Below are 13,061 nucleotides of genomic sequence, written 5' to 3'. Positions count from 1 at the left end.
TCCTTGCACATCTCTTTCAACTATTTTCTGCACATTCCCGAAAAATAAACGGGAAATCAGCAGGCGTCTTCCCCCCAGTCGCTGCGCCCATCAGTATCCGGAAAGGGGAACATAGTATCCTCAACACCACTTCTTGTGGACACTGCGGCGTTAAAACCAGATCCCGGTGGTTTCAAGCGGACGCATGGCCCCACTAATCAACCGTCAACGGAAACACAGTATCCCCAAGAACACCCCTTGAGGATACTATAAGCATCACTTGAACATCCAGTGTCCTCATGGCCCTTGACCCAAAAAACAAGGCAGCCGGGCGCTGGAACACGAAAAACCAGGCAGATTCCATCCCACGACTTCAACCCTATAGCGTATGCGCATGCCGGGCACACTAAAAAAGAAGCTGTACCTTTTTGGTACAACTTCCCTTATTTACGGAGTGTAGTCCACCCCTTCCGTGTAATTATTGGTGGCATTCCAAAGCAGAAATTCATCAATGCCCTGTTCATTCAGTGCACGGATCTGAGCCTCCACTTCTTCTTTCCCGTACTCCTGATAATTTCCGGACCCGAGCCAGCTTGCGGTGAAATCCTGAATCCACGGGCGTGACTCCGGAGACTGATCCAGCTCCTGCAGCACATTGTTTTCAACCTTTGCATATTCTTTTGTTAGTTTATAAGGATGAAGGTCCGGTTTATCGATACCGAAATAAGGTGTCCAATGGCTTGGGTAAATCATCGATGAAATGACATCTACGTTGCCTGCAATTTTTGAAAAATTCTGCCCTATGCCGGGAGCCTGTTCCAGAGTCGCCGAATAGCCGAATATGTCCACGGACACATCAATATCAAAATCCTGCTTCAGTTCTTCGCGTGCATACTTCACAAAATCAGTTACAGCTGTCACACGCTGTTCTACATTACTGCCTTCACCTCCATAATCTCCGCGCGAATAAGTCAGCTTCTCATCCCTTGTTTCAAACCCTTCCGGAAACCGGACGTAGTCAAACTGGATCTCCTGAAATCCCATTTTCGCTGCTTCTTTTGCTATCTTGACATTATAATCCCATACCTCTTTTTGATACGGATTAACAAATGCTTCATCATTTCCGTTTTTCCATATTTCTCCATTATTCCGATAAGAAAGATCCGGTCTTTTTTCCGCAAGAACCGTGTCTTTAAACACTACGATACGGGCAATCGGATAAATATTATTCTCCTCGAGTCTATTCATCATCTCCATCGGATCACTGATCATGTTTTTGCCGATCTCAGGAAGATCAATGTCTTCCCCGGGCTTGAACGTCAGGTTGCCATAATCATCCTTGATATCTATAACCATCGAGTTCAATTCCGTACTGTTGGCAAGTTCAATCAGCTCGTTAAAGCGCGAACCTCCTGCCGAGTGTCCGGTCACATACGTGCCTTTCACTCCATTCTCCGGGTATGTGAAATCATACCCGCTGTCATAATAAAACCGGGACATATCTTCCTGCATTTCTTTATTTATCTCCGTTGTCTTTTTATGTGTGTGATACGTAATTGATTTATGTTCTTCCCCGTTTGTATCGTCCGACAACCAGAATATTCCGCCGGCCAGCGCCGCAGCTCCCAGAGGCACCCAGAATTTTTTCATCGTTTCCCATCTCTCTTTTTATTATAGTAACGCGTGCAGCATGTTCGTTATCCTTCCACTTCGCCGCTTTACAGCGAAAATAAACGAACGCTTCCGCACCGATTGCCCCCATTGAAGGAAGGTTTATATTACATCTTTTTTCACATTAAATGATTTTCTATTAAAATTATACATAGTTTTTCATCATTCACCAATAGGTCGAAAGAAAAATATGCCAGCCTGTCTTTCTCCGACTATTCTCCTTTTCCAGATCCCTGCTTTATTATATGCCGGTTATTCCTATGTTTGATCTTTTAAATATTTTTTATTGAAATTCATTGCGAAAGTCGTTATAATTGTAAAAATATATTTACTGACAGAGCGAGCAGGAGGGATATGGATGAGAAACGTAACATTGGAACAGATATACGAGCACCCGGTCACACAGAAATATGTAAAACGCGCCGGGCTGGCTCATGCTATTGCTGCGTCTTATCATGCCTTCCGCCTTGCCGTAAAAAATAAAACCAATCCAGATCTGGCCGCAAAAGCCGCTTTTCTGCATGATATGGGACACTATACCTGGTACCGCGACGGGGAATGGGATTTTGATTTATACAAAAATAACGACATTCATGCGATAAAGGGGGCGGAACGGGCTCATAAGCTTCTGATCCGCCTCGGAGAAGATCCGGTTCACGCCAAGGAAATTTCCGTGGCTGTGCTTCTTCATACAGACTCTTTCCTCCCTGTCGGGCACGAGCAGCTGCAGCTCAGTACGCTGCAGCAGATTGTAGCCAAAGCGGATGAACTCGATGAAGAACCGGAAGGCAGGCATCATTACCGCAGCATTTCAGATAACGGAGCCCGCCGTAAAATCGTGGAACTGGATAAACGTATCGACGAATCGCTCGAACCATCCAGAGAAGAACAGGCCAGCGAAGCCTGAAAAGAAAGATCCCGACCGGGAAGGTCGGGATCTTTGTATAACTGCCATTAGTTTCGAACGACGGCTTGTCTCTGCAGCCATGGAACGACATTTTCCACGGTGCTGTCCAGAAAAGCAATGGTACCCTCGTCGGTCAAATAACCATTGTCATCCACTTTTTCATGAATCGATCCGATTAACACTTCGTTCCCCGGCAGAACCTGCGAAGAGAGTCCCGGTGCAAACAGAATATCACGCAGATGCGACTGCGCTTTCACTGTTCCCAGTGCCCCCATAGATGCACCGATGATCCACGACGGCTTTCCGATCATCACCTGGTCTACACGGGACAGCCAGTCTATGGCATTTTTCATGGCGCCTGTAATGGTTCCGTTGTATTCCGGGGTGACCCACAATACCGCATCCGCATCCTTAACCTGTTTTTTAAATGTAGTCACTTCAGCAGACGGGGTTGTTTCTTCGTCCTGGTTGTAAAACGGCAGATGTCCGATTTCCAGAATATCGAGATCAAACCGGTCTTTATAGCGCTCTTTCATAAAATGAGCCAGTTTTAAATTAAATGAGTCTTTCCTCGTGCTTCCTACAACCGCAGCGATTTTCACTGCCATCCCTCCCAAATGATTCATGTATTCTTTAAAACACAGCCATTATTGTAACGGATTCCGGAAGGGATGAAAAGAAATCTGCCCGGCACGTGTTCTGTTATGAATCGTTTCTTTCTGTTGTATATTGGTAAAAAGCACTCATATCTTTGCCGCCGAAGCCTTCTTTTTCTGCTTCTGTGAATAATTCATTGACTCTTGCACCTGCCTGAAGCGGCACTTCGGCATTTTCCGCCATTTCACCGGCCAGATTCAGGTCTTTCAACAGCAGGGAAAGAGCAAAACCAGGTTCATAGCGGTCCTGGGAAATAAACCCGGGGTAATGCCGGTCGAAAATTTTGCTTTGCGCAAAGCTTTCACTGAGAACACGATACAGCAGTTCCTGGTCAATACCGGATTGTGAAGCGAGATGGAGGGCTTCTCCAACGGCAGCGGTATGCATACCGACCATGTATTGATTTATCAACTTCACTTTTGTGCCGCTGCCAACCGGCCCGGTATGGGTAATATTGGCGCCAAGCACATCAAACAGCGGGCGGGCTTCTTCGAAAACGTCCTCTTCTCCTCCGCACATCACTGCGAGTGTTCCGGCTTCTGCTCCTGCTGTCCCTCCGCTTACCGGTGCATCAAGATACCGTGCTCCCGCGCGGCCGGCCTTTTTCTCCATGTCTTCATGAAGAGCGGGGGATACCGTACTGAAATCAATGATCAGTGGATGATTGGTTTGCATTTCCAAGAGCTCCGACAGGACTTCTTCCACATCCGCGGGTTCCGGAAGACAGGTCATAATGATATCCGCTTTTTCTGCAATGACGGATAGGGATTCTGCACTTCGTCCCCCCAACTCTACAAACGTCCGTTCTTTTTCTTTTGACCGGTTGAGACCATATACTAGCCAGCCGGCCTGTACCAGGTTGCGGGCCATCGGCATGCCCATATTCCCCAATCCGATAAACCCAAGTGTTTTCATTGTGTTCCTCCTTTTACTTCCATTCACTGGAGACCATTTCCCATTCATGAATGTGGTAATCCCGGGCGCCGTGTTTCACATACGGATCCTGCTGGACTTTTTCTTCAACGGCTTCTTTATCAGCCATCCGGTATATCACCAGGCCGCCGCTCCCATCGGTGAATTTCCCGTTGGCAGCGACATTCCCTTTATTTCTCTGTTCTTCGAGAAACTGGAGATGGTCAGGTCTGTAGGTCTGTGTTAATTCTTTGTCTTTTAATGGAAGCAGTACGGCGAATAGTTTCATACAGCTTCTCCTTTCTGATAAATTTTTTGGCGTTGTAATACTTTGCGGTTTTTTCCCGATATTCCTGCCTCGTAATCCTGTTTTTTTTCATTGACGGGATCTGGTTTTGGTGGTACGTTTATTATGGAATAAGAAGGGGAGTAGCGTCCAATAGGATTAATGAATCGTCATGACAGTGCATGTTTCATGCACTCGGTTCATTGAACTTTACAGCACCAGGTTCAGAGCTGCTGTTAAAGTACGCAAGACCTTTTTATAAAAGGATCGGAGTCTCTTTTCCGGTCTTTTTATAAAAGGGTCTTTTTTATATTATTGTCTTCCCCCAAGAAGGAGTGGAATCTATGATTTTCTTTCTGTTTGTTGCAGCGGCAGTTATTACTGTTACGGCTGCCGTTAAATTATCCACGTATGCTGACGTCATCAGTGTAAAATCAACATGGGGCGGTTTAATGGTCGGTACTCTTTTACTTGCCGGAGCTACGTCCCTGCCGGAGGTGACCACCAGCCTGACCGCTGTCTTTCTTGACAATCCGGACATCGCCGTTGGAAACGTCCTTGGCAGCAACATGTTCAATTTACTGATTATCGCTGCATTTGATCTTTATTACCGTAAAGAGAAGCTGTTTTCACGAACTGATGTGTCCCACGCTTATACGGCGTCTCTGGGTATTTTGTTGTCACTGCTCGTCCTGGCAGCGTTGTTTATCCGGACCGACCTTTCTCTATTCGGGATAGGGCTCGATTCTTTACTGATTCTTTCCGTCTATATTGCGGGGATCATCTTCATCAATAAAAAAACCGGAAGCCTTCCTGCGGAGGAAGCAGCCCCGGCTGTGGATGAAGAAGCTTCTCCTGCTTATGCCTTATCATTAAAACATGCGCAGGCCGGATTTATTATTGCTGCTGTTGTTATTCTCGGAGCGGGATCGCTGTTGACTGTGACAGGGGATCAGATCGCGGTACAGACAGGGCTTGGCTCCAGTTTTGTGGGAAGTTTTCTGATTGCAGCTTCCACTTCGCTGCCGGAAGCGGTTGCAGTTCTTGTCGCTCTACAGCTGCAGAATCACAATCTTGCACTCGGCTCCATTCTTGGAAGCAATCTGTTTAATATGATCCTGCTGGCTGTCAGTGATATGGGTTATTTCCACGGACCGATCATCGCTGCCTCCAATCCCGTTCATCAGATCACAGCAGGTGCTGTCAGCCTACTGGCAGCCATTGTCCTTTTTTCCGTACTGAGGGGCCGGAAAAAAGGGGTCCGCCTTTATCCCTGGCCATCAGCGCTTCTTGTTGTCCTATATTTTATAACATCTTATTACATTTTTATTTTCTGATAAGGAATCCGGCTGGAACGTTCCACGTCTGCTCCCGTCAGTTCTTCTTCCAGCTGTTCTTTTTCAATTGGGCCGTAAAATGTTTTCAGAATCACGCCGCGTTCATTCAGTAAAATGGAGGTGGGAACTCCCCTTACCCGGAAGGCTTCTGCCGCCTTTCCCTTCGTGTCCAAAAGTACAGGAATGTTCAGGCCGGCGTTACGTGCAAAAGAATATACATCATTCTGGTCATACTCCTGTGTGGTGACATTCACAGCTGCCATATTCCATTCTCCTTCATGCTTTTCGTGATAAGAGGAAAGCTGTGGCAGTTCACGTTGACAGATGCCGCACCAGGTCGCAAAAAAGGTGATCAGCAGCGGTTTGTCCATAAAAGAACCAAGCTGATAGGTCTGTTTGTTGATTCCCGTAAGCTCCAGATCCGCTACTTGTTCCCCGCTTTGAGAAACCGGGTATCCCGCAGCCTGTTTTGCCGGATTATAAGATGCCTGATAAAATAAACCGGTGATACATATTAAACCGCACAGGGTTAAAAACATCAGTCTTTTCTGGAAATATCGCATGAAAGATCCTTCCTTTCATGATATGAAGGTGGTTCGCATGAACATACTCCGGCTTTTTCTTTATATCCTGACAGGCACAGCTGCCGCTTTTATTCTTTTGTCCCCCCGCTATCCGTCATTGGGCGGAATGCCGCTCGGTCTGGTTCTGCTTGCTGCTGTTCCGGTGCTGGCAGTATATATGGGCCTGAAACATCGGAAGTAGACAGCGACTGAAGCACCATATCTACTATACGCCCGGCACTGTCCGGCTGCTGTAGACGTTTCTGCCTGCGTTTCATTCGTTCCCGCTTAAATGGAGAATGCAAAAGCATCGACGCCATTTCCCACACGTTTTCAGGACTTTCTGCCTTCAGCGCAGCATGATGACGAGCAGCATACTCCGCATTGAATTCTTCCTGCCCCGGAAGCGGAGCAGCAACAACCACGGGGGTTTCATACAGCATCGCTTCTGTCAGCGTCATACCTCCTGCTTTTGTAATGAGCACATCACAGGCCTGAAGATAATCAATAAACCGATCCGTTAGTGGATGTAAAATGACATCATGCCCCTCCAGTGTCAAGTGATGCCTTTTTTTCTGTCCTGCCGTAATCAATACAATAGTGCTGGGAGGTTGAAGATGCCGGATCGCACGAAGTATTTTTTGAGCAGGAAACGGTCCTTCACCTCCCCCGTTCATCAGGATAAGCGGCTTATCCGATTTCCATCCGTTTTCCAGGCAGCACTGCTTTTTGGAATACGGTCTGTTTTTTGATTCCACCGGAATGCCGAATGGAAATACCGGCGGAATGCTTTCTGTCACTGCTGCTCCTGCCGGTAGAAACATTCCATCCACTTCCGGCAGATCCGCTGCCGGAGCCAGCCAGTAATCCGTCGCAGCATGATACAACAGAAGATCCGGCCGTTTCGTTTTCGCTGCCGCTGCCACAGCTGTCATAAGAGGATGGACAGACAGCACGGCGTCGGCCTCAACGGCAGGCTGCACGGTTTTTTCAAACCACCGGGCCAGCAAAAGCGCGCCTTCAGGCGGCACTTTCTGTCTGCAGCAGTACCTCCACAACGAAGGGGCGTAGTTCATTAAAAGCTTGTACACGTTTTTACTGCCCGGAAAGACAAAACGCGCTCCCGTTTCGAACGGATGGAAAATCTCCGCAGTGTGCCCCCGTTTTCTCCATTCCTGCTGCAGCACCCGCGCTGCCCGATTGTGCCCGAACCCATAAGAGGCGCTCCACAAATGAATGCGCATCAAATTATTCCCTCCATCCTTCTGCCGTCAGTATATGCTCAAGCTGTAAAAGACATGCACAACCGGTGTAATGATGGTTTACGGGGGGAATGAGTTTCGATATGATATAGAAGAGAAATGATTACTTGGATTTTAACGTACGGTAGAAAGGCAGGAATCGGTATATATGAGTACGGTGTTTTCCGGCATTCAGCCGAGCGGTACACTGACAATAGGAAATTATCTCGGGGCACTGCAGCATTTCGTCGGAATGCAGGAAGATCATGATTGTTTCTTCTGTATTGTCGACCAGCATGCCATCACCGTCCCGCAGCATAAAACAGAACTTCGGAAAAATATCCGCAGCCTTGCAGCTCTTTACTTGGCATCCGGGATTGATCCAAAAAAATCCACCTTATTTATTCAGTCTGAAGTACCCGCGCACGCCCAGCTTGCCTGGATCATGCAATGTGTGTCCTACATAGGAGAACTGGAACGGATGACACAGTTTAAGGACAAATCAGCCGGAAAAAGCGGGGTATCCTCTGCACTGCTGACGTATCCTCCGTTAATGGCGGCGGATATACTGCTCTACCAGACAGATATTGTTCCGGTCGGAGAAGACCAGAAACAGCATCTTGAACTGACCAGAAATCTGGCCGAACGCTTTAATCAGCAGTATAATGATATTTTTACCATACCGGATGTGCAGATTCCTAAAGTCGGCGCAAGAATCATGTCTCTGCAGGAGCCGGAGAAGAAAATGAGCAAATCAGACGAGAACCAAAAAGCGTTTATTTCCATGCTGGATGATGACAAAACGATCACAAAAAAAATTAAAAGTGCCGTGACAGATTCAGAGCAGCAGATACGGTTTGACCGGGAAACGAAGCCCGGAGTCTCCAACTTAATAAGTATCCTGTCGCTTGCTTCCGGAAGAGAACCGGCAGCAATTGAAGAAGATTACAGCGGCTCAGGGTACGGGACGTTCAAGGCAGATGTTGCAGACGCTGTCGTACAGATGCTCCGCCCCATCCGGGAACGTTACGCGGAATTAATGGAATCCGGGGAACTGGATCAGATTCTGGACGAAGGCGCCGAACATGCACAGCGCGCCTCCTTTAAAACGTTAAAAAAAGCCGAGCGTGCCATGGGGCTCGGCCGGAAACGTTAATATTATAAAAAACCGGCTGCGCGGCAGCCGGTTCTTAATATCCTTTTTGTTTCCTCCATACTTTTCCTATGAACACGCTGATTCCAATTGTTCCTACCGCAAACAGTATTGTAAATCCCTGCATGAAAGCATATGCCAGTCCATCCATGTCATCTCACCTGCTTTTTAATGGTTTTCCATCCTTTATTATATGGAATGATGGAACCGGTGTAAAGCCTCTTCATTTCACTTCTTCTTCGTGCTGCATGTTCCACAGTTTTTCAAAAAACGGCTGCCCTTTTATCATCTTGCGGCATAATTCATAATGGCAGTCGGACCAGCCCGTTTTCACCTCATCAAAAAGCCGCTGCCACATCGTATCTTTGTCCATATTCTGCTGAATTTCTTCATAAATGGAAGGCTGCCATTCCGTAAACCAATACCGTACTTCTGCTGATTCCCCTGATGTATACAATTGGTCCATCGCCATGAAAAGCAGTTGTTTAAGCTGTCTTTCTTTTCTCGTTAAACCGGTCATATAATCCGGGTGCGGCGAAAGAATATGATACTCTTTAGAGTCAAAGGTTTCCTTGACATCAAAGCTTCTGGAATGATCATGCTCCATCATTTCTTTGACCGTTCTTTCATGTTTGGGAGTCAGCCGGCTTTTGCGTATCGGCGTTTTATATCCGAGTGTATCAACGGCAAGCACTCTCCGGCCGTCAAACATGACAAAGCAGTAATCCAGCGTAACCCTTGTCATTTTTTTGCGCATCGTGCTTTTCTGAAATACTTCCTGCAGAAGCTCTTCCGGTATATCTTCCAGCCGGTTTTCCACATAATTAAACAAACGCTCTGTTACTTTTACAATTTCTGCCTGATCCAGTACCTCGATTCTATCTTCGGCATTCCATTCGTGAAAAGGACAGACATTGTATCCATTTTCCTCCCCTTCAAACCAATTAATCCACACATCACGGATCCGGGGCATACTTTCACCCTCCTTGCTATCCATTTGTACCAACAGTATAGTCAGACAAAAAATGTTTTATTCTCGTTTGCGAGTGGAATGTTTTCATGAATTTTCCGGCCAGTAAATACTGCCGGTAATAAGGACCAACCCTATAATAAACAGTGCAGATTCCGACCGCTGCAGCAAAAACAACGCATATTCTGATATCGACAATCCAGCCGGGATATAATTTAAGAATGCTATAATACTGATCCCCCCCGCAGATGCCAGGCCAAACCCTATTGTCAGCACGACCAATCTGACAAGCATGCGCATTCTCTCCTTTTTTTCAGTCACCTTCCAAGACACACCGGGGATAAATGATTTATACTTAACCATAAACGCAATAAATAAGAAAACTTTCGCCAGCGCGCCGCTGAAATCCTTTTTTCCGTTAAAATTTGTCCAAAATCAACGGTTGATCAATGTATACCACCAGCCTATGCAGGAGGGTCGAATAGTGGGAACCTACCGCGAAAGAAAACAACAGGAATTATATAGTAAAATAAAGCAGCTGGACGAACTGACGGAGGAACTCAATGAAGACGCCCGGCAGCTTGGGAATGAAACATATTTCCCTTCTCCCCGGCTGTACAGGGAACAGCAGGAGCAGATCCAGGAGATAAGGGAATACTTTGAACAAGTTGGCATGCCTGCATCCAATCAAACCGTGGAAAACATTCTGGCCCTTGCCTTAAAGGAATTTCATAGGCAGCTGATGTACATCAAAAATGACCATCCGGAGGAATAACAATGGAAGTCATTCTATCTCATGAAAATATGGATTTTGATGCCCTGGCTTCCATAGCAGCAGCATCCGCCCTTTATCCACAGGCCGTCATGGTCCTTTCCAGACAGCAGTCCGAGCAGGTAAAAGAGTACCTTGCCATATACCGCGACCATTTCCCCTTTGTGCCGGAAGAGGAAGTGACGTGGGACGAGACAGAACATATCATTATAACCGATACACCTTCGCTTGACCGCACACCGGCTGCTTTCATGGCAGACCGGGACATACCGGTTACCGTTTACGACCACCACCCTCTGCGTGAAGAAGAAAAACGGAACGGTACTGTTTATTACCTGGATACCACCGGTGCCTGTATTACGATACTTCTGGAAGAATGGATGAAACGGGAATGGATTCCCTCTGAATCTGAAACATCCCTGTTCGCACTCGGTCTTTATACCGATACAGGATCGTTTTCTTATCCAGGAACTACGCTGCGTGATCTGAAAGCAGGTGTTTTTCTCATGGAGCATGGTCTCAACCTTTCCCTCGTGCAGCAGTTCTCCGAAGATACGTTGTCGTCCCGTCAGCAGCAGGTTTTCCAGGAATATCTATCATCTGCTGAAAATATCGAGGAAAAAGGACTTGATATTGTCATAGCCGGTCTCGAAACCGAAGACTACGTTGGCAGCTTAAATGTCATTACTTCCCGACTTCTCGAAACAACAGGAGCAGATGCCGTCATTACGGTGACCGGCATGAAAAACAAAGTGTTTATTATCGGCCGTTCCACTACCGCACGCATCGACCTCGGCAGTCTCATGCATACATTCGGCGGAGGCGGCCATGAACAGGCTGCTTCGGCTTCTGTAAAAGGAGCTTCCGCTTCCAACATTCAGAAAAAAGTGAAGCAGTACCTTTTAACGTCCATTTCCGCTCCTCTCACAGCCGAAACAATCATGTCCGCCCCCGTTAAAACGATTACCGCAGATATACGTGTAGATGAAGCAAAAAGGCGGCTGATCCATTACGGGCACAACGGATTTCCCGTAGTGGACGAGCAGGATATTTTAATCGGTATTATCTCCCGCCGTGATATCGATAAAGCTGTACAGCATCAACTTGGACATGCACCGGTGAAGGGATATATGAGCACCAACTGCATTACTGTCTCTAAAACGACATCGTTTGAAGCGATTCAGGATGTATTCATCCGGCACAATATTGGACGGGTTCCTGTGCTGGACCATGGAAACATCATCGGGATTGTTTCCCGCACCGATGTTATTGAACAGCTGCATCAGTCATCCTCTATACACCGTCATAATGAGCCTGTTAATCTCCAGACGCAGATGGTAAACCTTCTCCCGACAGACGTGCTTCAACTGTTAAGAGAAATCGGAAAGTCGGCTGCAGCAGATAACACATACGCCTATATTATCGGGGGAATGGTGAGGGATATCCTGATGGGGCAGAAAGGGGAAGACATCGACATCGTTGTTGAAGGAGACGGCATAGCCCTTGCGGAAACGTTTGCCGAAAAATGGAACGGCACGGTCACCATCCACAAAACGTTCGGAACAGCCACTGTGACGATGAATTCAGGGCGGCGTGTGGACTTTACGACTTCTCGGACGGAATATTACGAAACACCCGCAGCCCTTCCAAAAGTATCCCGTTCCAATATCAAGGAAGATCTGTACCGTCGTGATTTTACTATGAACGCTATGGCTGCGTCACTTCATCCTTCCCATTTCGGTGATCTGATTGATTATTTTCACGGGAGGGAGGACATCAACAGAAAAACACTCCGCGTCCTCCACAATCTAAGCTTCGTGGAAGATCCGACAAGAATACTCCGGGGCATTCGGTTTGAACAGCGTTTCCAATTCGAGATGAATAAAGAGACAACAGCGTTTATTTATCACTCTGCATCGGCTGTTGCCTCCCTTTCCCGGTCCAGAATTGTTTCGGAATTTCAGGCATTATTCCTGGAAACGGATGTAGTGAAGAGTCTGAACCGGCTCCATGAACTTGGTGTGCTCGATAAATTCTTTCCCGGAACAGTCTGGAACAATAAAACAAAACAGATACTCGAGACGTGCCTTCGCTCTTTACAGGAGCTGCAGGAACTGGAAGATTGGTTCTGTATTGTGTTCTGCCTCTATCTGCATCATTCGGGATCGATAAAACATGCAGAATCTGCTGCGATGACCAAAAAACAAAAAACAGCAGTTCGGGACACGTCCCTCCTTCTGACGCTTTGGAATGAAAAAGAATGGAAAAGCCCTGGAAGTTTTCATGCCCACGCTTATCATGTCATGGATGAAGCGCTGTTTTTCGCAGCGCTCGCTCTCGATCCAGAAAAGGCCGACTTTCTTATGGACTACAAAAAGAAACGTCAGGACCTTCAGCCGTTCGTTAACGGACATGATTTAAAAGCGGCCGGCCTCTCTCCAGGCCCCTCCTTCCGGAATTATTTATTTAAACTGGAACAGAAAATGCTCGATGGTACGATCACGACACGCGAAGAAGCGCTGCAATTCATTCGACAGCATTAACCAATTATCTATCGATTGTTCATCGAATTGTGTTCCTTTTTACAATTTTTTATTCAATGAATCCTTACTT

13 protein-coding genes are annotated in these 13,061 nt (G+C 46.9%); 5 read left to right on the top strand and 8 right to left on the bottom strand.

What is annotated here, in order from left to right:
* Nucleotides 1-426: 426 nt before the first annotated feature.
* Nucleotides 427-1,629 (bottom strand): putative glycoside hydrolase, encoded by a 1,203-nt coding sequence (locus ACW9JV_RS06890; protein ID WP_457332668.1) that lies wholly within the window; start codon nt 1,627-1,629, stop codon nt 427-429.
* A gap of 379 nt (nt 1,630-2,008) precedes the next feature.
* On the opposite strand from ACW9JV_RS06890, the gene ACW9JV_RS06885 reads away from it, so the two are divergent.
* Nucleotides 2,009-2,557 (top strand): HD domain-containing protein, encoded by a 549-nt coding sequence (locus ACW9JV_RS06885; RefSeq protein ID WP_457332666.1) that lies wholly within the window; start codon nt 2,009-2,011, stop codon nt 2,555-2,557.
* Between the two features lie 47 nt (nt 2,558-2,604).
* On the opposite strand, the gene ACW9JV_RS06880 is transcribed toward ACW9JV_RS06885, so the two are convergent.
* The 3 genes from ACW9JV_RS06880 to ACW9JV_RS06870 form a co-directional block, all read right to left on the bottom strand.
* Nucleotides 2,605-3,159 carry an NADPH-dependent FMN reductase gene (locus ACW9JV_RS06880; RefSeq protein ID WP_457332664.1) on the bottom strand — a complete coding sequence of 185 codons (555 nt, stop codon included), beginning with the start codon at nt 3,157-3,159 and terminating at the stop codon, nt 2,605-2,607.
* 100 nt (nt 3,160-3,259) lie between these two features.
* Nucleotides 3,260-4,129, bottom strand: coding sequence for an NAD(P)-dependent oxidoreductase (locus ACW9JV_RS06875; RefSeq protein WP_457332662.1), 870 nt, complete (start codon nt 4,127-4,129; stop codon nt 3,260-3,262).
* Nucleotides 4,130-4,142: 13 nt separating this feature from the next.
* Nucleotides 4,143-4,415, bottom strand: coding sequence for a YciI family protein (locus ACW9JV_RS06870; protein ID WP_457332660.1), 273 nt, complete (start codon nt 4,413-4,415; stop codon nt 4,143-4,145).
* Nucleotides 4,416-4,756: 341 nt separating this feature from the next.
* Between ACW9JV_RS06870 and ACW9JV_RS06865 the strand changes: the two genes are divergently transcribed.
* Nucleotides 4,757-5,749, top strand: coding sequence for a sodium:calcium antiporter (locus ACW9JV_RS06865; protein WP_457332658.1), 993 nt, complete (start codon nt 4,757-4,759; stop codon nt 5,747-5,749).
* On the opposite strand, the gene ACW9JV_RS06860 is transcribed toward ACW9JV_RS06865, so the two are convergent.
* Nucleotides 5,731-6,312 carry a TlpA family protein disulfide reductase gene (locus ACW9JV_RS06860; protein ID WP_457332656.1) on the bottom strand — a complete coding sequence of 194 codons (582 nt, stop codon included), beginning with the start codon at nt 6,310-6,312 and terminating at the stop codon, nt 5,731-5,733. The two genes, ACW9JV_RS06865 and ACW9JV_RS06860, sit on opposite strands and share 19 nt — an antisense overlap.
* An 89-nt stretch (nt 6,313-6,401) precedes the next feature.
* On the bottom strand, nt 6,402-7,556 hold the full coding sequence (locus tag ACW9JV_RS06855; protein WP_457334623.1) for a glycosyltransferase: 1,155 nt from the start codon (nt 7,554-7,556) through the stop codon (nt 6,402-6,404).
* Between the two features lie 166 nt (nt 7,557-7,722).
* Between ACW9JV_RS06855 and trpS the strand changes: the two genes are divergently transcribed.
* On the top strand, nt 7,723-8,709 hold the full coding sequence (gene trpS, locus ACW9JV_RS06850) for a tryptophan--tRNA ligase (RefSeq protein WP_457332655.1): 987 nt from the start codon (nt 7,723-7,725) through the stop codon (nt 8,707-8,709).
* Between the two features lie 220 nt (nt 8,710-8,929).
* Here trpS and ACW9JV_RS06845 read toward each other — a convergent pair whose 3' ends face one another.
* On the bottom strand, nt 8,930-9,679 hold the full coding sequence (locus ACW9JV_RS06845; protein ID WP_457332653.1) for a DUF3603 family protein: 750 nt from the start codon (nt 9,677-9,679) through the stop codon (nt 8,930-8,932).
* 84 nt (nt 9,680-9,763) lie between these two features.
* On the bottom strand, nt 9,764-9,970 hold the full coding sequence (locus ACW9JV_RS06840) for a hypothetical protein (protein ID WP_457332651.1): 207 nt from the start codon (nt 9,968-9,970) through the stop codon (nt 9,764-9,766).
* 190 nt (nt 9,971-10,160) lie between these two features.
* Here ACW9JV_RS06840 and ACW9JV_RS06835 point away from each other — a divergent pair, with 190 nt between their 5' ends.
* Both ACW9JV_RS06835 and ACW9JV_RS06830 read left to right on the top strand, forming a co-directional pair.
* Nucleotides 10,161-10,451, top strand: a complete 291-nt coding sequence (locus tag ACW9JV_RS06835) for a hypothetical protein (RefSeq protein ID WP_457332649.1) — start codon at nt 10,161-10,163, stop codon at nt 10,449-10,451.
* A gap of 2 nt (nt 10,452-10,453) precedes the next feature.
* Nucleotides 10,454-12,991 (top strand): CBS domain-containing protein, encoded by a 2,538-nt coding sequence (locus ACW9JV_RS06830; protein ID WP_457332647.1) that lies wholly within the window; start codon nt 10,454-10,456, stop codon nt 12,989-12,991.
* Nucleotides 12,992-13,061 lie beyond the last annotated feature (70 nt).

Source organism: Salibacterium sp. K-3 (assembly GCF_054052005.1).
This window is presented reverse-complemented; position numbering and strand designations above follow the sequence as displayed.

Excerpts from the sequence above, each read along its gene's own strand:
- ACW9JV_RS06890 (WP_457332668.1), bottom strand. The coding sequence starts at position 1,629 with ATGAAAAAATTCTGGGTGCCTCTGGGAGCTGCGGCGCTGGCCGGCGGA.
- ACW9JV_RS06885 (WP_457332666.1), top strand. The coding sequence starts at position 2,009 with ATGAGAAACGTAACATTGGAACAGATATACGAGCACCCGGTCACACAG.
- ACW9JV_RS06875 (WP_457332662.1), bottom strand. The coding sequence starts at position 4,129 with ATGAAAACACTTGGGTTTATCGGATTGGGGAATATGGGCATGCCGATG.
- ACW9JV_RS06870 (WP_457332660.1), bottom strand. The coding sequence starts at position 4,415 with ATGAAACTATTCGCCGTACTGCTTCCATTAAAAGACAAAGAATTAACA.
- ACW9JV_RS06865 (WP_457332658.1), top strand. The coding sequence starts at position 4,757 with ATGATTTTCTTTCTGTTTGTTGCAGCGGCAGTTATTACTGTTACGGCT.
- ACW9JV_RS06860 (WP_457332656.1), bottom strand. The coding sequence starts at position 6,312 with ATGCGATATTTCCAGAAAAGACTGATGTTTTTAACCCTGTGCGGTTTA.
- ACW9JV_RS06855 (WP_457334623.1), bottom strand. The coding sequence starts at position 7,556 with ATGCGCATTCATTTGTGGAGCGCCTCTTATGGGTTCGGGCACAATCGG.
- trpS (WP_457332655.1), top strand. The coding sequence starts at position 7,723 with ATGAGTACGGTGTTTTCCGGCATTCAGCCGAGCGGTACACTGACAATA.
- ACW9JV_RS06845 (WP_457332653.1), bottom strand. The coding sequence starts at position 9,679 with ATGCCCCGGATCCGTGATGTGTGGATTAATTGGTTTGAAGGGGAGGAA.
- ACW9JV_RS06840 (WP_457332651.1), bottom strand. The coding sequence starts at position 9,970 with ATGCTTGTCAGATTGGTCGTGCTGACAATAGGGTTTGGCCTGGCATCT.
- ACW9JV_RS06830 (WP_457332647.1), top strand. The coding sequence starts at position 10,454 with ATGGAAGTCATTCTATCTCATGAAAATATGGATTTTGATGCCCTGGCT.